The organism is Gordonia sp. SMJS1, from assembly GCF_029866425.1.
GTDB classification, from domain to species: domain Bacteria; phylum Actinomycetota; class Actinomycetes; order Mycobacteriales; family Mycobacteriaceae; genus Gordonia; species Gordonia hongkongensis.
Genome location: NZ_CP123381.1, coordinates 4,736,718 through 4,758,929 on the forward strand (window position 1 = coordinate 4,736,718; position 22,212 = coordinate 4,758,929).

19 protein-coding genes, 2 pseudogenes and 1 riboswitch are annotated in these 22,212 nt (G+C 69.1%); of the genes and pseudogenes, 10 read left to right on the forward strand and 11 right to left on the reverse strand.

Translation table 11 applies throughout. The annotated features are described in order from the left end of the window. The first annotated feature begins 103 nt into the window (after positions 1-103). The 4 genes and pseudogenes from QAD21_RS21485 (at position 104) to QAD21_RS21500 (ending at position 4,424) form a co-directional block, all read left to right on the forward strand. Positions 104-2,106: pseudogene (locus tag QAD21_RS21485) on the forward strand (ABC transporter permease). Next, the gene (locus tag QAD21_RS21490) at positions 2,099-2,923 is read left to right on the forward strand and encodes an ABC transporter ATP-binding protein (RefSeq protein ID WP_280360233.1); all 825 of its coding nucleotides are present in this window, start codon (positions 2,099-2,101) and stop codon (positions 2,921-2,923) included. Before QAD21_RS21485 ends, QAD21_RS21490 begins: the two are co-directional and overlap by 8 nt. Beyond that, on the forward strand, positions 2,920-3,696 hold the full coding sequence (locus QAD21_RS21495; protein ID WP_280360234.1) for an ABC transporter ATP-binding protein: 777 nt from the start codon (positions 2,920-2,922) through the stop codon (positions 3,694-3,696). Before QAD21_RS21490 ends, QAD21_RS21495 begins: the two co-directional genes overlap by 4 nt. Positions 3,697-3,746: 50 nt before the next feature. Then, entirely contained in the window at positions 3,747-4,424 is a 678-nt protein-coding gene (locus QAD21_RS21500) for a helix-turn-helix domain-containing protein (RefSeq protein ID WP_280360235.1), read from the forward strand. Positions 4,425-4,469: 45 nt separating this feature from the next. Here QAD21_RS21500 and QAD21_RS21505 read toward each other — a convergent pair whose 3' ends face one another. Continuing rightward, on the reverse strand, positions 4,470-5,957 hold the full coding sequence (locus tag QAD21_RS21505; RefSeq protein WP_280360236.1) for a cryptochrome/photolyase family protein: 1,488 nt from the start codon (positions 5,955-5,957) through the stop codon (positions 4,470-4,472). A 173-nt stretch (positions 5,958-6,130) separates the two neighbouring features. Between QAD21_RS21505 and QAD21_RS21510 the strand changes: the two genes are divergently transcribed. Further along, positions 6,131-6,766 (forward strand): pyridine nucleotide-disulfide oxidoreductase, encoded by a 636-nt coding sequence (locus QAD21_RS21510; RefSeq protein ID WP_280360237.1) that lies wholly within the window; start codon positions 6,131-6,133, stop codon positions 6,764-6,766. Here the strand turns inward: QAD21_RS21510 and QAD21_RS21515 are convergent. Continuing rightward, positions 6,718-7,955, reverse strand: a pseudogene (locus QAD21_RS21515) (oxygenase MpaB family protein). The gene QAD21_RS21510 and the pseudogene QAD21_RS21515 sit on opposite strands and share 49 nt — an antisense overlap. Positions 7,956-8,075: 120 nt before the next feature. On the opposite strand from QAD21_RS21515, the gene QAD21_RS21520 reads away from it, so the two are divergent. Then, positions 8,076-8,666: a TetR/AcrR family transcriptional regulator gene (locus QAD21_RS21520; RefSeq protein WP_280360238.1), complete on the forward strand. Its 591-nt coding sequence runs from the start codon at positions 8,076-8,078 to the stop codon at positions 8,664-8,666. Between the two features lie 9 nt (positions 8,667-8,675). Here QAD21_RS21520 and QAD21_RS21525 read toward each other — a convergent pair whose 3' ends face one another. The 3 genes from QAD21_RS21525 to QAD21_RS21535 all read right to left on the reverse strand — a co-directional run bounded on the left by QAD21_RS21525 (position 8,676) and on the right by QAD21_RS21535 (position 11,924). Continuing rightward, the gene (locus QAD21_RS21525) at positions 8,676-10,256 is read right to left on the reverse strand and encodes an MFS transporter (RefSeq protein WP_211539774.1); all 1,581 of its coding nucleotides are present in this window, start codon (positions 10,254-10,256) and stop codon (positions 8,676-8,678) included. Positions 10,257-10,410: 154 nt separating this feature from the next. After that, positions 10,411-10,599 carry a hypothetical protein gene (locus QAD21_RS21530; protein WP_165629484.1) on the reverse strand — a complete coding sequence of 63 codons (189 nt, stop codon included), beginning with the start codon at positions 10,597-10,599 and terminating at the stop codon, positions 10,411-10,413. A gap of 137 nt (positions 10,600-10,736) precedes the next feature. Beyond that, on the reverse strand, positions 10,737-11,924 hold the full coding sequence (locus QAD21_RS21535) for a carboxylate--amine ligase (protein ID WP_280360239.1): 1,188 nt from the start codon (positions 11,922-11,924) through the stop codon (positions 10,737-10,739). 270 nt (positions 11,925-12,194) lie between these two features. On the opposite strand from QAD21_RS21535, the gene QAD21_RS21540 reads away from it, so the two are divergent. The 4 genes from QAD21_RS21540 to QAD21_RS21555 all read left to right on the forward strand — a co-directional run bounded on the left by QAD21_RS21540 (position 12,195) and on the right by QAD21_RS21555 (position 15,338). Next, positions 12,195-13,247, forward strand: coding sequence for an EamA/RhaT family transporter (locus QAD21_RS21540; protein ID WP_165629482.1), 1,053 nt, complete (start codon positions 12,195-12,197; stop codon positions 13,245-13,247). 62 nt (positions 13,248-13,309) lie between these two features. After that, positions 13,310-14,176, forward strand: a complete 867-nt coding sequence (locus tag QAD21_RS21545; RefSeq protein WP_068970951.1) for a hypothetical protein — start codon at positions 13,310-13,312, stop codon at positions 14,174-14,176. Next, a complete protein-coding gene (locus QAD21_RS21550; protein ID WP_058249611.1) occupies positions 14,173-14,643 on the forward strand; it encodes a nuclear transport factor 2 family protein in 471 nt (156 codons plus the stop codon). Before QAD21_RS21545 ends, QAD21_RS21550 begins: the two co-directional genes overlap by 4 nt. An 8-nt stretch (positions 14,644-14,651) precedes the next feature. Beyond that, positions 14,652-15,338, forward strand: a complete 687-nt coding sequence (locus tag QAD21_RS21555) for a phosphoribosyltransferase family protein (RefSeq protein ID WP_280360240.1) — start codon at positions 14,652-14,654, stop codon at positions 15,336-15,338. An 83-nt stretch (positions 15,339-15,421) separates the two neighbouring features. Here the strand turns inward: QAD21_RS21555 and QAD21_RS21560 are convergent, their stop codons facing one another. From QAD21_RS21560 to thiO, 6 genes are all read right to left on the reverse strand, one after another. Beyond that, positions 15,422-18,028: a LuxR family transcriptional regulator gene (locus QAD21_RS21560; RefSeq protein WP_211539771.1), complete on the reverse strand. Its 2,607-nt coding sequence runs from the start codon at positions 18,026-18,028 to the stop codon at positions 15,422-15,424. Between the two features lie 127 nt (positions 18,029-18,155). Next, positions 18,156-18,902, reverse strand: a complete 747-nt coding sequence (locus tag QAD21_RS21565) for an ABC transporter permease (protein ID WP_068970954.1) — start codon at positions 18,900-18,902, stop codon at positions 18,156-18,158. Next, a complete protein-coding gene (locus tag QAD21_RS21570; protein WP_280360241.1) occupies positions 18,899-19,882 on the reverse strand; it encodes an ABC transporter ATP-binding protein in 984 nt (327 codons plus the stop codon). Before QAD21_RS21570 ends, QAD21_RS21565 begins: the two co-directional genes overlap by 4 nt. Positions 19,883-19,953: 71 nt before the next feature. Next, positions 19,954-20,742: a thiazole synthase gene (locus QAD21_RS21575; protein ID WP_280361828.1), complete on the reverse strand. Its 789-nt coding sequence runs from the start codon at positions 20,740-20,742 to the stop codon at positions 19,954-19,956. A gap of 58 nt (positions 20,743-20,800) precedes the next feature. Further along, positions 20,801-21,013: a sulfur carrier protein ThiS gene (gene thiS, locus QAD21_RS21580; protein ID WP_280360242.1), complete on the reverse strand. Its 213-nt coding sequence runs from the start codon at positions 21,011-21,013 to the stop codon at positions 20,801-20,803. Next, complete coding sequence (gene thiO, locus QAD21_RS21585) at positions 21,010-22,074, reverse strand: glycine oxidase ThiO (protein WP_068970962.1); 1,065 nt, start codon at positions 22,072-22,074, stop codon at positions 21,010-21,012. Before thiO ends, thiS begins: the two co-directional genes overlap by 4 nt. After that, positions 22,071-22,180, reverse strand: a riboswitch (TPP riboswitch). (Overlaps the previous gene by 4 nt.) Between the last annotated feature and the right edge of the window lie 32 nt (positions 22,181-22,212).

Sequence of the window (22,212 nt, forward strand, 5' to 3'; positions counted from 1 at the left end):
TGGTCACCCACCCCGCCACACCCGGCTCTGCTCCCCGATCCGAACGCTCCGCATCCTCACACGCGCGTGAGATCCGTACGCGCCGAACGAATGAGTACGCCACATGGGCCAGTTCCTCCAGTTCGTCTTCCTCGGACTATCCGCCGGTGCCATCTATTCGGTGCTCGCGTCGTCCCTCGTGGGCATCTATGCCGCCACCGGCATCATCAACTTCGCGCAGGGCGCCATCGGCCTCTACTCGGTCTATCTCGTCGCCGCACTGCGCACCGACGGCAGTCTCGTCCTGCCCATCGGCACACTGAAACTCGGGAGTGAGTCCGACCCCACCTCGATGGAGTTGGCACTGGTCCTCGGCGTGCTCAGCGCGGTCGTCTGGGCCCTGCTCGCACACGTACTCATCTTCCGGCCGCTTCGCTCGGCCCCGGTGCTCGCCCAGGTCGTCGCCTCGGTGGGACTCATGCTCTTCATCCAGGCGCTCGTCCATCTCCGCTTCGAGACCGAGAACCTCTTCGCCGAGGCCATCCTGCCGGAGGACACCGTCGACATCGCCGGCGCGGTCGTCAACGTCTCGGACCTGATCCTGGCCGGCGTCGCCATCGCCATCTCACTGGTGCTGTGGGCCTACTTCCGGCTCACCACCCTGGGCGTCGCCACCCGCGCGGCTCCGAAGACGAACTCGCCGCTCGGCTGTCGGGCTACTCCCCGGACCGCCTCGCGGCGATCGTGTGGGCACTCACCGGTGCGGCAACCGGTCTCATCGTCGTCCTCGCGTCCTACACCATCGGACTCACCGAGACCAGCTACACCTTCTTCGTCATCCCGGCCCTGGCCGTCGCCCTCGTCGGCCGGCTCACCTCATTCGGGATCGCCTGTGCCGCAGGTCTTGTCCTCGGCGCATTCCAATCCACCATCACGTGGCTCACCACCAAGGACTGGTGGCCGGAATGGGCGCAGGCCGGCCTCGGTGACGCCGTTCCGTTCGTCATCGTCGTCATCGCCCTCTTCCTGCTCGGCGGTCGTATCCCGTCGCGCGGTTCGCTCGGTGAGGTGCGCATGCCCGCGGTCCGGATCCCCCGCATCCGGCTGATCCCGACGGTCGTCTGCATCGCGGTGGTCGTCGTCGCGATCCTCCTCACATCCGGCAGCTGGCGGTTCGGCGTCGTCACCTCGGTGATCCTCAGCCTCATCGCACTGTCGCTGGTCCTGCTCACCGGTTACCTCGGCCAGATCTCGCTGGCCAGCATGGCCTTTGCCGGCGCGGCCGGGTTCGCCCTGTCGAAGCTGACGACCAACTGGGATGTGCCGTTCCCGTTCAGCATGATCTTCGCCGCCCTGATCGCGACCGGCCTCGGTGTCCTGGTGGGCGTGCCCGCACTCCGGATCCGCGGCGCCCAGCTGGCCGTCGTGACATTGGCTGCCGCCTTGGCCATCCAGAGCTTCGTCTTCAACAACCCGGCGATCACGTCCTTCGAGGGCAACCTCATCGCGGACCCGACGATCTTCGGCCTCGACCTCGGGGTCCGCGACGGCACCAACCTGGTCACGATCCGGTTCTCGCTGATGGTCCTGATCGTCGTCGCGATCGCGACCCTCGTGGTGTTGCGCTTCATGGGCGGCTCGACCGGCCGGGCCTTCCTGGCCGTCCGCTCCAACGAGCGCGCCGCGTCGTCGGTCGGGATCAACGTCGCCGCAACCAAATTGCTCGGCTTCGCGCTGTCGGCGTTCCTGGCCGGCATCGGCGGTTGCCTCATCGGTTACAGCCGCGGACAGCTGTCGGCCGGCTCGTTCACGGTGATGATCGGGCTGACGCTGCTCGCGATGACCTACGTCGGCGGCATCACGTCGTTCGCGGGTGCGGTCCTCGCCGGCATCATCGGGCCGCTGGGCGTGGGTTACGTGTTCCTCAACCAAACCCTCGCTCTCGGTGAGTATTACGAACTCTTCGCCGCCGGCAGCCTCCTGCTGATGGCGGTGCTGAACCCCGTCGGCGTCGCGGGGGCCATGTCGGAACTCGGCGAGAAGCTACGCGCTCACCGGCACAAACCGTCCCCCCGTCCGGAAGCGCCCGGCGCGGCACAGAACGCACAGGAGGGTGCACATGTCTGAGTCGACACTCGAGAAGCCGGCCACGTCGACGACACTCCTCGAGACGGGCGGGCTGTCGGTCCGGTACGGCGGCGTCAGCGCCAACTCCGACATCGACATCTCGGTCTCGGCGGGCGAGATCGTCGGACTGATCGGACCCAACGGCGCGGGCAAGACCACGTTCGTCGACGCGGTCACCGGATTCACCAAGGCCACCGGCACGGTGTCGTTGCGCGGGGAGAGACTGGACAAGGCGAGCCCCCATCGTCGCCGCCGGGCCGGCATGGCCCGGACGTGGCAGGCGGGCGAACTGTTCACCGACCTCACCGTGGAGCAGAACCTGGCCGTGGCGGTCCAGCCGGTCGGCCTGCGTGCCATGCTCGCCGACGTCCTCAACGGTTCCCGTCCGCCCGCCGAAGTCATCTCGTCGGCACTCGAACTCGTCGGCCTGGCCGATGCCGCCGACCAGTTCCCCGGCGAGCTGACCCTGGGACAGCAGAAGCTCGTCGGTGTCGCGCGGGCGTTGGTCGGCGGGACGCAACTCGTCCTGCTGGACGAGCCGGCCGCCGGACTCGACACCCATGAGAGCCGCGACTTCGGGACCGAACTCCGCCGGATCGCGGCGACCGGTATCGGCATCCTGCTCATCGACCACGACATGTCGCTCGTCCTCGACGTGTGCGACCGGCTGTACGTGCTCGACTTCGGCCGGGTGATCGCCAGCGGGCCCCCGGCCGCCATCCAGGACGATCCGGCGGTCATCTCGGCCTACCTCGGCAGTCCCGAGGTGGACCCGGACGCCGCCCCGACCGGACCCGACCCGAAGGAAACGCGATGAGCGCGCACGCCGCCCCCGGCCCGGCGACACCGGACCCGACCACACCGGATTCGACGACACCGGTGTTGACGATCGACGACGTCACCGTCGGCTACGGCGGGGTCCCCGCCGTCCGCGGTCTGAGCGCCGCCGTGCGTCCCGGCGAGATCCTCGCGCTGCTCGGGCCGAACGGGGCCGGCAAGACGACGAGTCTGCTCGCCGCGGTCGGTGCCCTCGGACTGATGTCGGGCACGGTGACCGCCCTCGGCGAACCCATCGACCGTCGCATCGAACGCAACGCGCGGCGCGGGATCACCCTGGTCCCCGACACCCGGGGCGTCTTCCACCGTCTGTCGGTGTCGGACAATCTCCGTCTCGCCAAGCGTCGCAACGGGCCCGACCTCGACACCGTCTACCAGTACTTCCCGAAGCTCAAGACGATGCGGGGCCGACGCTGCGGCAACCTCTCCGGCGGCGAACAGCAGATGCTCGCACTCGCCAAGGCGCTGCTGGCGGACCCGAAGGTCCTCCTCATCGACGAGCTGAGCCTGGGGTTGTCCCCGGTCGCGGTCCAGGACCTGCTGCCCCGACTGCGATCGATCGCCGACGAACACCAGATGGCTGTCGTCCTCGTCGAACAGCACATCGATCTCGCTCTCGGCATCGCCGACGCCGCCATCGTGCTCCATCACGGTCGGGTCGCGCTCTCGGCACCCGCGAGCGAACTCCGCAACCGGCGGGACATGGTCGAGGCGGCCTACTTCGGGCGCACCGTCGAGGACCGCGCCTCCTAGGGCCGCGCGGTCTGCAGGCGCACGGACGAGACGAACGGAACCGGGACGACGTGGCCATCGGGGACGCAGACGATCCGGGGCGGACGGATGCCGGCGTCGCACGAGCGGCCCGCAACACGCGCAACCGGCCCACCGACGACGAGTTGCTCGACGCCGCATGCGCGGTCATCGCCGAGGTCGGTGCCGAGCGCACCACGATGACCGCCATCGCCGAACGCGGCGGCACCACCCGGGTCACCCTCTACGCACACTTCGGGTCCCGCGACGAGCTGGTCAACCGGGTGATGACCCGCGAGCTCGACACGTTCACCTCGTTCATGTTCGAGGTGTACGACGCGAGTGAGGACATGCCGTACGGTGCCCGCGCCCGCTACTCGGTGCAGGCCCTGTTCGACTACGCCCGACGCCACCCGGCAGGTCTGCGTGTCCTCATCGGCCACCGGGAGGGTGGCAGTGACCGCCGGTTGTACGCCGCGCTCGAACCCCGTATCGCCGCACGCCTACGCCAGAACTACGCCGAACGCGGCGCGCGGATCGCGGCCAGTGCCGACACCCTCGCGTCGCTCCTGCTGGGGATGAGCCTCGACGTCGCCCACCGCGCGCTGATCGTCGACGGCGCCGGCGTCGACGAGGCCTGCGACCTCGCGATCACCGCGACCCTCGCCGTGCTCCGCGACGTCCGCGCGGACCAGCTGCGCGCTCTCGACGAATCGCTCGGGCAGCGCTGAACCCGTGACCGGCGGTCGACACGGAAGCGCTCAGGACCGGGGCGGTCACCCCAGCCAGCGGCCGGCACGCCGGCTGTGGCCCGCCTTCGTCGCCGCGGGCAACCGGTCGTAGGCCCGGGCGAGGAAGTTCGACCGCGCATTGGCCTCGAAGACGTCCCGGTGGTCGCGAACGAACGTCCAGTACAGCCCGTCCCAGTCCGCGGCCCAGTCGCCGGGCGGTATGTCCGACATCTTCTTCAGATAGTTGCTGCCCGAGACGTAGGGCTTGGTGGTGATCGCCTCACCGGCCGCGAACTGACTCATCGCGTACACGTTGGGGACCATCACCCAGTCGTAGGCGTCGACGAACATCTCCATGAACCACTCGTAGATCTGCTCCGGGTCGATGCGGAGCAGGCACATCGCGTTGCCCAGGACCATCAGTCTCTCGATGTGGTGGGCATACCCGTTGGCGAGAACCCGCCGGATGACGAGATCGACCGGCTCGAGTCCGGTCTCGGCGGTCCACCACCCGTCGGACAGCTTCCGATCGTGGCCCAGGTGATTCCGGCTCCGGAGGGCACGCCCGCGGGTCTCGTACGACGCCCGCATGTATTCGCGCCAGCCGATCAGCTGCCGCACGAACCCTTCGACGCTGGCCAGCGGGACACGGTTACGTCCACCGGCCTCCAGCGCCCTTCTCAGCACCGTTCGCGGGCTCAGGAGCCCGGTGTTGAGTGCGGGCGTCAGCAACGAATGGAAGACGAACGGGTGCTCGGTGCTGATCGCATCCTCGTAGGGTCCGAACTCCGCGAACCGGTCGGCCAGGAACTGCTCGAGCATGGCCCGCGCCTCGTCGTGGGCGGTGGGCCAGGCGAAACCGTCGGCGCCGCCCGGGTTGTCGGGGAACTCGTCGGCCACCCAGGCGATCGCGGCGTCGACCTCGGGATGTCGCGCCGGTGGTGTCGGTTGCGGGACCTCACGGTTCTTCGGCAGTTTCTTCCGGTTCTCGGTGTCGAAGCTCCACCGACCGCCCGCCGGTTTGCCGTCGTCGTCGACGAGGATGCCGAGCCGTCGTCGCTGCCAGGTGTAGAACTGCTGCATCCGCGGCCGCTTGCCGGCGAAGAACTCGTAAATCTGCGAACGGGTGGTGAGGAAGTTCGGACTATCGGCGACGTCGTCGGCCGCGAGTGGACACCCGGCGTGCTGGAAGGCCGCCAGCAGGTCGCCCGTCAGCCAGTCGTCGACGACGTCGTACAGGTGAACCGACGCCGGGGGCCGTCGGGACAAGTACTCCACGAGCTGGTCGTGACTGGACTCCTCCGCGTCGGTCTCGAGCACGTCGACCTCGAAACCCCGGTCCCGCAGCCGGTCTGCGAACCTGCGCATACTCGCCCGGTGCAGGACGAGTTTCTGCACGTGGAACCGGTACTGCCGGAACATCAGATCGTGTTCGACGAGGACGAAGCGGGTGCCGGGGTCCGCGTCGAGGTGCGACTCGAACAACTGATGCGGCAGCACCACGCGGACGACATCGCCGGACGGACCTGACATCGGCTCTCCTCTCGCCGCTACACGCTCCCGACTTGGACGGCCCTCTCAAGGGCCGGACAAGTCGACCCCAAGTTCGCACCAAGCGCCCGGCGACATCCTGTCGTTCATCACCCGATCACCACGATGAGCCGCCGAGACCGGGCACCCGCCCACTCCAGACGATAGGAACGACGATGTCGCGCAGCACCGCCAGCTATTCGCACCCCTCCGACGATCGGATTGCCGAGTCCGGCGGCGACGTGCCGTCCGTGGACAGGCCTCTCTGGCAGCTGGGCCGGCGTGCCACGGTCATCGCGGCCTGCGTGGGCTTCGCCGCGCTGGCGGCCTGCAGCGTCAGCGTCGGCACGCAGTCGATCGAAGAGGCCTCCGACATCGACGTGGGCGAGTGCCTACAGATCGGTGCCGAAGCCGGCGAGGGCAAGGTCGAGGCGACCAAGGCCGAGTGCGAAGGAACCGAGGGGCTCACTTTCTACGCGGCCGAGAAGGTCAACACGTCGGCGGAATGCGGCACCCCCAACACCTCCGCGCTCACCTTCGGCGAAGGCGACCAGAAGCTCTGCCTCACACCCAACTTCGCCGTCGACACCTGCTACCAGATCCCGATCGGCGGCGGCAAGCTCGCCGACTACCGCGAGGTCGAGTGCGACGCCTCCCCCGCGGAGAGCACCATCCTCGCCAAGACCGTCAGCCGCGGTGCGGACTCCCTCACCTGCACCGAGGACGAGACGAAATGGGCCTTCACACAGCCGCTGTCGGTCAGTTACTGCTTGACCGAGGACGTCACGGCCGCGAGCCGATTCGACGGCTGAGCGGCGGCCTGCGGGCCGGGCGCCGCGTCGACGAGGTCGTGGGTGACGCGGTAGTCCTCCCGCATCCGCGCCATGGCGACATCCCGTGCGCGGTAGGATTTCTCGACGCGTGCTCGTGCCCGCCGGGCGCCACCGACCCGCTGCGCCGAATCCGCCACCGCGAGAACCGGTCCGACCCGTCTCAGCAGATGTTTGAACCGGCCGTCGGGGATTCCGAGCGCGTCGGCGTCGGCGTCACCGATGAACACCCGCTGCAGTCCGTGCATGGTCTTCGTGGCCAGCCGGCGTCGCAGGGCCTGCGGCCCCGGGAACACCGCGGCCAGTTCGGGCACCAGATAGTCGTCGGTCAACGCGACCACGAAATCCCGGTCGTCGGGACCCGGCCCCGGCGAGGTCAGCCGATAGAGCTCTTCGATCCGGACGTGGTCGGCCTCGCAGACCGGGTTGAGCTCGGGGCTCATCCCGACCACATGCCCCACGTACCGCCACAGGTGATAGATGTCGTCGAGCTCGCGGTCGGTGAACCGCACCCCCAACTTGTGCATCGCGTCGATCGCGATGTGCCCGAACTCGGCGATGGTGAACGCCATGTACGGCTGCGGGATCGGCACCCCCCACGCGGTCTCGTCCCAGTCTCCGCGCGTGAGCAGCATGGAACGGACATGCGCGTGGATCATCCGGACCCGCACCGTATACGCGAAACCGTCTCCGCCGCGGCGCATCCCGCCGGGCGTCAGTACCTGCCCCAGCCACTCACCGACCTCCACCGACCGCACCGCCGGCTGGGACACGTAACGCCCGGTGACCGCGAGTGGCTTGCCCGCGATCGTGTTTCCCGCCCCGCGGACCAGCGATGCCGCGCCGAGCACGATGCCCAGCGGTGCGGTGTTGACGACCAGCGCGTCGGCCGCGCGATTCATCCGATCATGATCGACCCAGTCGGGCTCGTCATCGAGGAACCCGAACAGCGCGCGCAACGAGTCGGTCGCGTCGTCGACCGAGTCGATGCCGTTCTTCAGCGCCGCCCGCAGCACTGTCGTGGTCGGGCCGCCGGGTTGCCGGTCGGCGGCCACGGCGTCGGCGAGCGGGTCGGCGATCCACATCTGATCGAGCCAGTCACGCCGGCCGTCCCGAACCGCTGCACGGCGAGGTCGGTGTTCACGAGGTCGGCGGGTGCGCTCCGTTCCATGGATCCATGAGAACACGAGCAATCCTCACTTACTATTCACTTTTGATGGCATCGTCGACGACTTCCAAAACCACCGCATCGCAACGGCGCAAGGCACCCAAGCAGCAGCGCAGTCGTGAGATGAGGCAGCGCCTCCTCACGTCGGCGCTCACACTCCTGGAGCGTCGTCCCGGCCGACGGCCCACCACTGCCGAACTCGCCGACCACGCGCACGTCAGCATCGGGACGGTGTACCGCTACTTCGCCGACATGGACGCGATCGTGGAAGAACTGCGCCTCGCCGCCGTTTACGACATCACCGCCACCCTCGCGAGCGGGATCGGCCGGGCGATGGATCAGCAACCGGAGACCGCGATGGTCACGGTGGTCGAGACCCTCGTGTCGTCGTTCGAGTCACATGAGCCGGTCCTGCGCGCCTCGCTCGAGATCGGCGAACACGGCTTCGGCGAGGCCTGGGCCGAGGTCGAGGGACCGCTCCTCCCGCTGGCGCGGATCCTGCCGTCGCGGATGAGGCCCGACCTCGACGATCGGGCGATCGACGAACTGGTGTTCCTCACCATGGGTGCGACCGCGAGCCTGTGCCTGCGCATCGCCCTGCAACGACCCCGCGACGCCGACCGGACCTCGCTCATCGCGATGGCGGCACGAATGTTGTTGGCGGCGTTCGACTCGCCGCCGTCGGCCAGTGCTGGTCGAGTAAGTGCCGGCTGAGTCGGCGACTCAGAGGCTGCGCTGTTCCGCGTACTCCGCCATCGCCGTTCGCTCCGCCTCGTGTCTGGGGTAGAAGAAGAACACCACCGCCGCACCCACCACCACGATGGCGGCCGCCGCGCCGTAGGCGTTCCTGTCGCCCTGTACGAACGCGTCGCGGGCCGCGGCGATGATCTGATCGGCGTACTGCGGATAGCGTTCGGCCAGGACCTCGGCACTCGAGAACGACTTCGTCAGCGCGGCTTCGGTCTGTTCGGTGACCTGATCGGCCTGCGGCGAACCGGAGATGGTGTCCTGCAACTGCTTCGCGTAACCCGCGGTGAGGATCGCGCCGAGGGTGGACTGCAGGATCGCGCCACCGAGGTCGCGTTGCAGATCGGACATGCTCGACGCCATTCCCGCGCGCTGCACCGGCACCGAACCGGTCAGCGACTGCGACGCCGGGGTGCCGGCGAGACCGACGCCCACCCCGACGAGGACGTAGACCAGACCGACATGCCAGAAGTGGGCGTCCTCATCCCAGGTGAGCATCGCGAGCACCAGGCCGACGACGATGAAGGCGTAACCGGACAGCAGCGTGAACCGCGAACCCATGCTCTGCACGAGTTTGGCCGAGCGCGGGGCCACGACGATCATGGCGGCCGCGGCTGGCAGGATCGTGGCGCCGGCCGCCAGCGTCGAGTAGCCGAGCACGTTCTGCATGTACTGCTGGCCGATGAACATCGCGCCCATGAGCGTGCCGAACACGATGAGCCCGCCCACCGCCGCGACCCAGAAGGTGCGTCGGGCTGCGATCCGCAGGTCGAAGAGCGGAACCCGCACGCGCAGCTGCCGCCAGACGAAACCCGCCCCTGCCAGCAGCGCGATCGCGGCCAGGATGTAGACCTGCAGTCGCTGATCGGAGTTCGGGGCGAAGTTGATCGCCAGCACCAGCGAGCCCACCATCACGATGGACACGACGCCGCCCAGGTTGTCGACGACCGCCGCCTGGTCGCCGTTATCATCGGGCACCAACCGCCACGCCGCGATCAACGCGACGACGGCGAGCGGCAGGGTCACCAGAAACACCGAGTGCCAGGCCAGGATCTCGAGGAGCGCCCCGGACAGGACCGGTCCCAGCGCCGAGATCGCACCGCCGAACGCCGACCACGCGGCGATTGCCCGGACCCGTTTCGGCCCCGACCACAGTGCGGTGATCACCGCGAGGGTGGTCGGGAAGGCCAGGCCCGCGGCGATGCCGCCCACCAGACGAGCACCGAACAGGACCTCGACGTTGGGCGCGAATCCGGCGACGAGCGACGCCGGGATCGACAGGCACATGCCGATGACCAGCATCCGCTTGCGCCCGTGCCGATCTCCCAGCGCGCCGAAGTAGAGCACCGACGCCGCCAGGCCCAGCGAGTAGCCGACCGCGACCAGGTTCAACTGCGTCGAACTCGCGTCGAGCGCCTTGCCGATGTCGGGTAGCGCGACATTCGCCACCGCGAGATTGATGTTGGCCACCCCGGCGACCAGGATCAGCGCGACCAGGATCGCCTTCGCCCGCTTCGGAGCCGTCCCCGCCTCGACCTCGGCCGTTGTCGACGTCATCGGGGAATCGTACGTGCGCGAGCGCCATCGGGCCGCGGATCGGGACGCTCCGGCACGAAATGGTCACGCCGGCGTCGACTTCTGGTGGGGTACGAGGAATCCGTATGACGTCGTGCCCGGTTTCCGGGCACAGCGTCATACGGCTCGGATCAGATCAGAGGCAGACGCTGATGGTCACCGGCCCGATGGGGATGCCGAAGCAGATCGCCACCGAACCGACGGCCTGCACCGGCTGCACCGGCGCGGCGGAAGCGGCCGGCGCGGTGGCCAGTCCGATCGCGCAGGCGGCACCGACAGCGGCCACCCCGACAGACGTACGACGCATGATCCCGGACATGTTCATGAGCAGCTCCCCTCGAGCTCGAGTCCCCCCCGGACAACCCTGCGGATGGGGTCAACACGCAGGTGATGGTGACTCGAGATTCTACGCCCCGGCGTCGGCGTCGTCCCCATCCCGACGGGCCGAATCCGCGACGGGTGTCACAGGCTGATGCGGAGGCCGTCCCACTCGTGGTCGTGCATGAAACCCTCCGCCAGCCCGACCCGGTACTTGAGGCAACTACGCAGGATCCCGGCATAGGCGAACGGGAGCATCAGCGCGGGCTTCTGGTCGCCCGGACTGCTGACGACATCGGACGCGCCGCGGAAGTCGCGGACGAAGTCGCGCAGGGTCCGGTCCTTGCGCGACGACGGACGCCACCCGTAGAGCAGCATGCCCAGCCCGATCATCTTGTCCACGCCCGACCCGGGCGTGATCGGTCCGTGGTCGGGATCCCAGGTCCCGAGGAACGCGCGATCGACCCCGTCTTCGGGCGTGAACATCATGATCCCGCTTGTGGCGCGCGGATTGCACTCGATGCAGAACAGGTCGCCGCCACCGTTCCGGTCTTCGATGAAGTCGAAGCCGATCTGGCCGGTGAAGTTCACCCGGCGAACGAAATCGCTGACCCACCCGGCGATCCGCGGATGGTCCACGGACCGGAAGTTGAGGCACGAACTGCCGTCGATGGCGTAGTCGACCGGATAGGTGGCGTGGGCGTAGACGCGGCCCTCATGGCAGACCGAATACGTGCAGAAGTTGTTCCCCGACGCCCACTCCTGTGCGATCCACGGGTTCTGCCCATCGTGTTCGAGCCAGGTGAGCGGATCGTCGGGAGTCACCTTGTGAACCTTCTGCGAGCCCCGCGAATAGCAGTGTTTGAGCGCGAACGGCGTGGTGAAATCGAGCGATCCGACGTCCTCGGGTCCGGACACCCGCGCGAACTTGCGCGTCGGGATTCCGAGTTCGACGAGCAGCTCCTGGAAGTCGTACTTGTTGTGCAGGCGGTTCTCGGTGGTGAAATCGGAGAGGAACAGCCGACATTCGGGCGGGAACACCTCGGCGAGCATCGCGATGATGTCGGTCTCCTCGTGCACCGGGATCACCATGTCGACGTCGTTGTCGGCCACGATCCGGGCGAGGGCGAGACAGTATGCGAGCGGCTCGAACTTCGGCGGGGGCACGCGGTGAAAGTCGCTCACCGCGTTGGAGAATCGGCCGATCCCGACCGGGATGGAGTCGACGATGCTCACCCGGTGACCCGCCGCGGCCATGAGCCGCGCGAGTTCCAGGGTGAGGAACGATCTGCCGAATGTGATCAGTACATGGGTTTGTCCGGCGCTGTTCACCGAGCGAGTGTAGTGCCGACGGGCCCTGAGCACGGAAGCCGGACGGCCTGCGAAAAAAATGCGGTCAGGTCGGGAATATTCAGTACCGTCCTGTCGGTTCACCCTGTTAGTTTTTTGCACGATCGGCCGGTCCGTGTGCTTCGCTTCCGGTTGCGGAACAGCAGTTGCGGAGCAGCGCTGGTGCGGCCCGAGCCGATCGCGTGCGTACGCAGTCGGGGTGGTCGTCGGTCCGAGCCTGTCGAGGCTCATCCGGGCCGAGTTGGAGGAGGCATGCAGCTGTTCGTCATCGGCGTCATCGCCGCGTGCCTCGCCGCAGTCGCCTATGGGATGTCCACGGTCCTGCGCGCGCTCGGCGCCCGCCGCGTGGCCGAAGCCGCTGCCGACGAGGGTGAGGGCATCACCACCGAGAACGGCGCACCGACCCTCTCGTCCACGATGTCGACGCTGGTCGATCCGGCCTTCATCCTCGGCACGACGCTGGTCGTGCTCGGCTTCGCGGGTGGCGCCCTCGCTGCCCGGTTCCTACCGCTGTTCCTCTCGCAGACCATCGTGTCGGCCAACCTGGTCATCACCGCCCTGCTCGGCACGATCATCCTCAACATCGCCCTGCACACGCGCGAATGGGTCGCCATCTGGCTCGTCGTGATGTCGCTCTGCCTCCTCGGCGTTGCCTCGTCCCATCACACCGGCGGCGGGGAAGAGGTCGGATTCCACTGGGGTCTGTTCGTCGCGACGCTCGCCCTCTGCGCTCTTGCTCTGGTGGGCGTCTACAACCTCGGTCCGGCGGGCGCCATCGTCGGCGGCGCATCGGCGGGTCTGCTGTTCGGCATCATCGCCATCGCCGTGCGCATCCTCGACGGAGTCCAGCCGTTCGATCCCGTGGCGCTGCTGACCGATCCGGCCGCCTGGACCATCGCCGCCGCGGGCGCGGTGGGCTTCTACGTCCAGACCGTCGCCCTGCAGCTCGGCGCCGTGAACGGGGTGACCGCGGTGCTCGTGGTCGGCGAGACGGCCGGCCCGAGCCTGGTCGGGGTCGTCTTCCTCGACGACACGGCCAAACCCGGACTCGGCTGGCTGGCCATCCTCGGTTTCGTCGGCGCCGTCGTCGGTGCCGTACTGGTCGCCTGGTACGGCTCGGTCGACCCGGACCACCTCGGCGAGGCGCCGCCCATGAAGGGCGGGTGGCGCCGTGGCCGCGAAGAACCCGCCTCCGACGAGGAGCACGAAGCGTCCGCGGCAGACGCCGATCCCGACATCGCTGATGGCGATCTGTGGACCACCGACGACCCCGTCTTCGACAGCCGGGACTCCCGGCGCACCTGACGCTCCCACTCTCGTCATCGCAGGTGGTTGACACCCGCCCCGCTGATGGAGAGGGTGGGTTGATGACATCGACCAGCACGGGCTCCGCTGCCCGGCTCGCCTACGAAACCCTCGAACCCTTCCACATTCTGGCCTACTTCAACCCGGGACTGAAAGGCGCGCAGGCGGACACCGGGCTCGATCCCTACGCCTTCTACGTCGGTGCGCGCGGAGCGCCGTTCGGTCCGTGCGCGTCCTCGGTCGTCGCCTCCGCCTTCTACAACTTCAACCACGAACTCATCGCCAAGGGCTGGACGGCCGCCGTCGACGCCGGGCTCGACCGGGTCCACGAACGACGCAACCAGATGCTCGACGACTCGCTGCGAGAGATCCTGGGCGACTCCATCGACGACTCCCTCCTCGACGAACTCGCCTCCGCCTATTACGATCTGGCGGCCCGGCTCCCGCTCGGCGGACGCCCGCTCGCTGCCGCGTGGTCGACGGCCCCGCGACCGGACACCGCGCGCCTACGTCTGTGGCACGCCATCGCGATTCTCCGAGAGTGGCGCGGCGACAACCACATCGCCGCTCTCGCCCTCAACGGTCTGAACGGCTTCGACGCGGCCGTCTTCCACGAGTCGCAGCTTCCCGACCCCACGGTTCGTCGTCGCACCCTGGGCAAGCGCATCGTGCTGATGACCCGCGGCTGGTCCGAACAGGACTGGCAGGACAGCGTCGATCGCCTGGTCGACGCCGGGCTGGCCGAGCGCGTTGAGGACGGGCACCGTCTCACCGCTTCCGGCGCGGCGACCTACGACGACATCGAGGCCACCACCGATGCTGTCGGAGAAGCCATCTGGGCCGGCACCGACGACCTCCTCACTCGGACGAGACCGGTCGTGAAAGCCGTCATCGATGCCGGAATCCTGCCGGGAACGAGGACGAAGTGAGCGCGCCCGCCGGCGGCTTCGAGGACCTGCGGGCGATCGAGAGCCTCAAGTATCGCTACCTGCGATCTCTCGACACCAAGGACTGGACGGCGTTCGAGTCGACGCTCACCGAGGACGTCACCGGTAACTACGGTGAGAGTCTGGCCTTCTCGAATCGGAACGAGCTGGTCGGATACATGCGCGAGAACGTCGGTCCCGCAGTCATCACCGAACATCGTGTCGCACACCCGGAGATCGAGATCGACGGGGACACCGCACGCGGACGCTGGTACCTGCACGACCGGGTCATCGTCGCCGAGTTCTCCTTCATGCTCATCGGGGCGGCGTTCTACGACGACACCTACCGCCGCACCGCAGACGGATGGCGGATCAGCAGTACCGGTTATGACCGCACGTACGAGGCCACCGTCGGGCTCGCCGACGTGCCGAGCTTCGCACTGAAGGTCGGTCCCGCAGTGCAGGTCTGAGCCTGCCCATGCGCGCCCGCATCTTCGCCGACCGCCGCGAGGCGGGTCGGTTGCTGGGTGCGCGGGTCGTCGAAGTCCGGTACGGCGTCGGCATTCCGGAGGCCGGTACAACAGAACCTGTTGTCCTGGGACTCGCGCGCGGCGGGGTTCCGGTCGCCCGCGAGGTCGCCGACGCCATCGCGGCGTCGACAGGCAGGTGCGCGATGGACGTGCTGGTGGTGCGCAAGATCGGGGCGCCCGGCCACGAGGAGTTCGCCATGGGCGCGCTCACCGCGCACCACCTGGTGGTCAACGACGACATACCGCGTCGACTCGAAGTGTCCCGCAGCGAGTTCGACGAGGCCGCCGATCGACAGCGGCGCATCCTCGACGACCGCGAACGACGTTACCGCGGCGGACGTCCCGGCACCGAGCTCGGCGGCCGGACGGTCATCCTGGTCGACGACGGTCTCGCCACCGGGTCGAGCATGGCCGTCGCGGTCGACTCCGTCCGGGCCGCCGGCGCCACCCACGTGGTGGTGGCGGTACCCACGGCACCCTCCGATTCGATTCAGCGACTGCGGGATCGGGGCGCCGACGACGTGATCGTCCTCGTGACGCCGGAACCGTTCCGGGCCGTCGGCCTGTCCTACGGCGACTTCACTCAGGTGGACGACGACGAGGTGATCGCGGCCCTCAGCCGGCCGAGCGACTGAGCCGTCGAGGACCGCACCGGAAACCACCCGTCCGAGCGGCACCGGCGAGCTGTCGTCGACTGTCCGTTTCCTACGGGTGGTTTTCAGCCGGGCTTTCGCTGGTCTTTGAGGAGTAGCTCAGCAAGCTCGGCACGGTCACCCACATCCAGCTTGGTGTAGGCGCGGAACAGATGACCTTCGACGGTGCGGACCGAGACGGTGAGTCGCTGCGCGATGTCCTTGTTGGACAGGCCCGCCGCAGCGAGGTTGGCGATCTCCCGCTCGCGCGACGTCAACGGCAACGGTTGCGCGGCCGAGATCAGCGCCGGCGTCCGCAGGCCACCGCACTGCGACGCGAGTCGGTTCGCCACCGCGGCCGACGCCACGGTCGCGGACCGTCTGCCCGCCGCGTCGTGCAGGACACTGGCCTGCGCGGCCGCGTCCGCGGCGGACAGGCACACCCCGGAGTCCTCGAACGCCGTCGAGCACAGATCGAGTTCGACCGCATCACCGTCGCGGAGGGCCGCGGCGTGGCGCGCGTACAGATCCGAGAGCGGACCGTCGACGCGCTCGGCCAGTTCGGTGAGCCGGTCGGCGACGCCGCCGTCCCCGAACCGGGCGGCGGTGTGCAGGGCCTCGGCCTCCACCGCGAACTGACCGGCGGCACGGGCGGATGTGGCCGCGGAGTGCGCGAGTTCGACGGCGGGCGTGACGGTTCCGGCGGCCGCCGACTGCCAGGCCGCCGCGATGGCGAGCATGGGCCCGAAGACGGCCACGTGCTTGCCGGAACGTTTCCGCGCCTTGGCCAGCGCGGCCGCGGCACGATCGGCCTGTCCCAGCGCACTCAGGGCCTGCACCAGGAAGATGTGGGCCGGGAAGTTCCACGACTCGGAGAACCGGCCACTGTCGAGGATGGCGAGGGTCTGCTCCATCCGCCGGGTCACCGAGGCGCACGATCCGCGGGCGAGTTCGACTGCGGCGACGAGTATTCCGGACATCGCCCAGCCCAGGTACTGCGCGGTCTGCGCGGCGGACACGAAACGCCCCGCGGCACCGTCCGCGTCGTCGAGTCGGCCGGTGAGGGTCAGCGCGAGGGTCTCGCCGAAACCGGTGGGGAACCGGAGCAATCCGTCCACCTCGACCTCGCGCGAGTGTTCGGCCAGCGCCCCGACCTCCGCTCCCCGACCGGCGACCGCACGGGCGAGGCTGCCACCGAAGACCGCCCACTCCACCGCCCACGGCAGCGCCCTGGATTCGGCGAGGACGGTGTCGGACAGCGTGATCGCCTCGTCGATCCGGTTCTCGAAGAGGGCGCACGCCGAGGCGATTCCGGTGACGATCGGCGTGAGTGCCGGGTGGGTGACCCGCTCGGTCAGCAACCGCAGGATCTCGTCGGCCCGATCAGCGTCGCCCAGAGCCCAGAACGTGTTGCCGATGATCGAATTGCCCCACAGCACGAGTCGACCCTCGTCGAGATCGTCGGGCGAGAAGCGGGACAGGATGTCCCGCGCCTCGTCCGGATGCCCCTGCCACATGACCGCCCGCGCGAGCAACTCGGCCTCCTCGAGTCCACCGCCCTCGTCGAGCGCCGCCCGCGCGAATCGTTCGCCGAGCGGCGTCTGCGCGAGGTTCAGGGCATCGCGTGCGGCGGTCCGTACCAGCGCGAGGTCGATCTCCACGTCGCTCTCGATCGCGAGATCGGCGAGCCGAATCCGCTCGGCCGGGGTGTTCGTGGGCCGTGACTGCAACGCCTCGACGAGCCGGCCGCGCAGCCGCCGCGACGACACGAGACCCAGGCGGCGCCGGATCACCTCACCGAACAGCGGATGGTGGAAGGCGACGTCGAGACGCCGCCCGTCGCGGGTGATGCGCACCAGCCCGGCGATCTCCGCCTCTTCGACGGCTTCTTCGCCGGCGAGCTCGGCGAGGACGTCGATGTCGAGGGGTTCGCACAGACTGAGGTATTTGAGGGCCCCGAGAACCGGCGCGTCGAGTTGCTCGATCCGCCCCTCGAGCAGCGATGCGAGCTCCGAGGTGATGGCGGCGCGTCCGCGTAGCTGCCACACGCCGTTGACCTGCCGCAGCGTGTCGGCCTGCCGCGCACCGTCGACGAGATGCCGTAGGAACAGGGCGTTCCCACCGGAGGCCTCCCACATGAGATCGGCCGAATGCTCCTCGAGCTGCCCGCCGAGCACCGACTCGATGAGGTCGACGCTCTGCTCTTTGGTGAACGGCGACAACGTGATCCGCGTGAGGTGATTGTCCTTCCACAGCGAGGTCACCGCATCCGGGACGGTCTCGCCGCTGCGGACCGTCGCGACGATGTGCACCGCACGGTCGATCGCGAGCTGATGCAGCAGTGTCGCCGACAGTTCGTCGAGCAGGTGGGCGTCGTCGACCCCGATCACGACATCGCCGTCGGCGAGGAGCGATTCACGGGCCGCCGCAAGGTAGGTGACCGGATCGCTCGACGTCGCCGGACCGACGAGATGCGCGAACACACCGAGCGGGATCGAGCGCGCGGACTCGGTGCCCGCCACCCAGCGCACCCCGGTCGGCAACTCGGCGGTGACGTGCCGGGCGAGGGTCGTCTTGCCCACGCCCGAGTCACCGGTCAGGACCACCCCACAGCCGGTCGTCTCACCCCTGAGGGCCGCCTGGATCGTGCGGAACTCCCGATCGCGCTCGACGAGCGGCCAATTCGTGGACATAACCGCGAATTTTAGTCTGCTGGGCCCTACAATGGGCCGCCCGGAAGCACCAATGTGGTCCGACCGGATGGCCCTGTCGACACGCGGCCAATCCCGGATTTGACATCGGCGGAAGAAAATCCGCGAACTACGCATCCCGGGCATTGGTCACGGCCACTGCCGCCGCCAGCAACACGATCGTGAAGCCCGCGAAGTAGGCCAACGAACCGTAGGCGTTCCAGTGGAACGTGTCGCTCCCGCCGGCGAGGAAGTTCCACCCGTTCAGGAACGGCAGGAACGACACGATGTGCTCGCCCACCCGCGGGAGCACCGACACGATGCGCTCGAGGGCCAGCATCCAGACGAGCACGATCGCCACCGCACCGGCCGAATGCCGCACCAACGCACCCACCGCGAGGCCGATCAGCGCGCACAGCATCGCGAAAACCGGCGTCCCCCAGAGATGCCGGACGGTCTCGGGTCCGGTCAGCGAGACTCCGACGCCGGCGAGCACCTGCGCCGCCACGACCGCGACGACGGACACGATGGCCACCACCGCGAACGAGAGTCCGCCGAACACGACCGCTTTCGCGAGGAGGACCTGTGGCCGACGCGGGATCGCCGCGAACGTCGGTCGGATCGTGCCGAAGCGATATTCGGTGGTGACGCCCAGGATCGCCATGATCGCGAGCACCGCGACCCCGAACTGGTTGACGCCGAGCAGGAAGTCGTCGGTCAGGGTGTCGGTCTCACCGGGACTGCCGTAGGAACCGCCGGCGATGGCGCCGAGCAGCACCGCGAAGCCCAGGCCCAGCACCACGACGACGCCGAGGCACCAGTACGGCGACCGGGTGCTGGCGAGTTTGATCCGTTCGGCGTTGATCGCGGCGATCACCGGTTCACTCCCCCGTGGTTCCCGACGGCCCGGTTGTGGGCGTCGGGGTCGTGGACGGCGCGGTTGTCGACGGCGGTGTAGTCGACGGCGTGCGCCGTCATCGACATGAAGACCTCTTCCAGTGACGCCGACTCGGCGGCGAGTTCGTGCAGGGTGATGCCCGCGGCGGCGGCGAGGTCGCCGACCCGATCGGTCGTGGTGTCCGGCACGCGCATCACCGGGCGCCCGTGGGCATCCGGGTCACCCGGCGCGGGATTCAGCCCCGCCGACGCGAGCGCGGCATGCAACTGTTCGAGCTGCGGGCCGCGCACCCGCACCGACTGCCGTGCCCGCCCGGTGAACTCCGCCACCGAACAGTCGGCGATCAGCCGGCCCCGCCCGATGACGACGAGATGGTCTGCGGTGAGCGACATCTCGGTGAGCAGATGGCTCGACACCAACACCGTCCGCCCCTCCGCGGCGAGCTTGCGCATGAACCCGCGGATCCACACGATGCCCTCCGGGTCGAGGCCGTTGACCGGCTCGTCGAACAGCAGTGTGTGCGGGTCGCCGATCAGGGCACCCGCCAGCCCGAGCCGCTGCGACATACCGAGCGAGAAGCCGCCGGCGCGCTTCTTGGCCACCGAGGTGAGCCCGACCGTCTCGAGCACCTCGTCGACGCGGGCGGCCGGGATCCGGTTGCTCGCCGCGAGCCACCGCAAGTGGGACCGCGCACTGCGATTGGGATGCACCCACCGGGCGTCGAGCAGCGCACCGACCTGCCGCAGCGGATGCTCGAGGTCCCGGTAGCGCTGCCCGTTGATCGTCGCCGTGCCCGATGTCGAACGGTCGAGTCCGAGCATCATCCGCATGGTCGTCGACTTACCCGCACCGTTGGGGCCCAGGAAACCGGTGACCCGTCCCGGCCCCACCTCGAAGGTGAGGTCGTCGACCGCGCGTTGACCGCCGAAGTCCTTCGTCAGATTCGCTACCTGCAACACGACTCGACCATAGCCGCCGAACCCCGAGCGGCCCGGTCTGTCATTCGGACGGCCTGCCGCGGGACCGCGGGTCAGTCCCGGTCGCGCCCGGGTGAGGACGCGTGCGCCCAGAAACGCTTGGGGATCCGGCCCGCACGCGCGGCCAGGCGGCCCGCGGTCACCGCGTGCCGCATCGCCGTCGCCATCAGTTCAGGGTTCTCCGCCCGGGTCACGGCGGTGGCCAGAAGCACGCCGTCGCAACCGAGTTCCATCGCCAGGGCCGCGTCGCTCGCCGTGCCGATGCCCGCGTCGAGAATGACCGGCAGCGGGTCGTCGAAGCGGGTGTGGCAGTCGTCGACGATCATCTCGATGTTGTGCGGGTTGAGGATTCCGAGTCCGGTCCCGATGGGCGATCCGAGGGGCATCACCGCCGCCACCCCGAGATCGGCGAGTCGCGCGGCCAGGACCGGATCGTCGTTGGTGTAGGCCAGCACGACGAAACCGTCGGCCACCAGTGCGGCCGCGGCGTCGACGAGTTCGATGGCGTCGGGCATCAGGGTGCGTTCGTCGGCGACCACCTCGAGCTTCACCCAGTCGGTCTCGAACGCCTCGCGCGCCAGCTGGGCGGTCAGGACGGCCTCGGCGGTGGTGTGACAGCCCGCGGTGTTGGGCAGGACGGCGATGTCGAGCCGGCGCAGCAGATCGAAGACCCCGGTGCCCGAGGCCGCGTCGACGCGCCGAACCGCGACGGTGGTCAGCTCGGTCCCCGACGCGACCAGCGCGCGTTCCAGGGTCGCGAGATTCGACGCGCCGCCGGTGCCGGTGATGAGTCGCGACGAGAAGTCGCGACCGGCGATGCGCAGATGGTCCGCATCCGGGATCGTCTCGTCGCCGGACTTCTGCTCGGTCCGCGAGGCGTCGGGCTTCAGATCGGCGAGGTCAGCCACCCTGCACCGCCGTGACGATCTCGACGACGGCACCGTCGGTCATCGTGTGCCGGTCCCAGCGGCCGCGCGGGACGACCGCGCCGTCCACCGCGACCGCGATCCCCCGGTCCGGCAACCCCAGCCCGGTGACGACGTCGCGCACCGACGTGTCGGCGCCGACGTCGACGCTCTTGCCGTTGACGGTGATGTTCGCGGTGATACTCATTCCTCTGCTCCTTCCAGAATCGACAGCACGCGGGCGGCGGTGCCCGGGGCGAGGACGATCCCGTTGCGCCCGTGCCCGGTCGCCACGACCGTTCGTGTGTCCACACGGGTGACGATGGGCAATCCGTCCGCGGTGCACGGCCGCAGACCGGCCCCCGCTTCGGTCAGTTCGTAGGTCCGCAGCCCGGGGAAGACCTCGATCGCGTCGGCGAGCAGATCCGCGACCCCGCCGGCCTGCGGCGCGCGGTCGGCAATTCCCTCGGCCTCGTACTGGGTGGCGCCGACGACGACTCCGTCCTCGCGCGGCACCAGGTACACGGCCCGCCCGTGGAGGCGTGCCCGGACGACGTGACCGGGCGGCGGCACCGACCAGCGCGTGCGGCGCAGGCGAAGGATCTCCCCCTTCGCCGCATGCAGGTCCACACCCGGCCAGAGGGCCGCGGTGCCGAGTCCGGCGGCGAGCAGGATCTGCGTGTCGGAACCGAGGTCGTCGAGGTCGGCCAGGGATTCGACGCGCGCGGAGACCAACTCGGCACCCGCCGACGTCGCGGCGGCGCGCAACGCCTCGAGCAGCCGCCGGTTGTCGACGGACCACTCGCCGACCGCGCGGTAGCCACCGACCAGTCGAGAGCTCAGCGACGGTTCCAGGGTCCGGATGTCGCGGCCGGTCACCGACTGCAGCGCGGCATCGGTGGCGGGCTGCCCGGCCCAGACGAAATCGGCGAGATGCCGCAGGTACTCGATGTCGGTGGCCGAGGCCGCGACGAACAGCGAGTCGGTGGCGGTGACGACACCCGGGTCGTCGAGCCGCTTCACGAGCGCCGGCCACAGCCGGACCGATTCGACCGAGAGGGCCAGGGACGCGTCCTCGCCGGGATGACCCTCGCCGAGTGAACCGAGCATGCCGCCGGCGACCCAGGACGCGCGCTCGTCGGTGCCGGCGTCGAGGACGCGAACCCGCCATCCGGCGTCGGCCGCGGTGAGCGCACAGGTCAGCCCGATGACACCGCCCCCGACGACCGTCAGGGCGCGGTGGGCAGGGCCCTGCGGTGGGGAATCCACGTTGGGAATCACCTTCCTTCGCCGGAATGACCCGGATCAGGTTCGACGGTCAGCGGAATCTGTCCGCACTCTCAGCCCGGCCGATCCGGACTCCCGTGTGTTCGTGCGATCCACCCTACGCCGGGGCGTCGGGGGTCC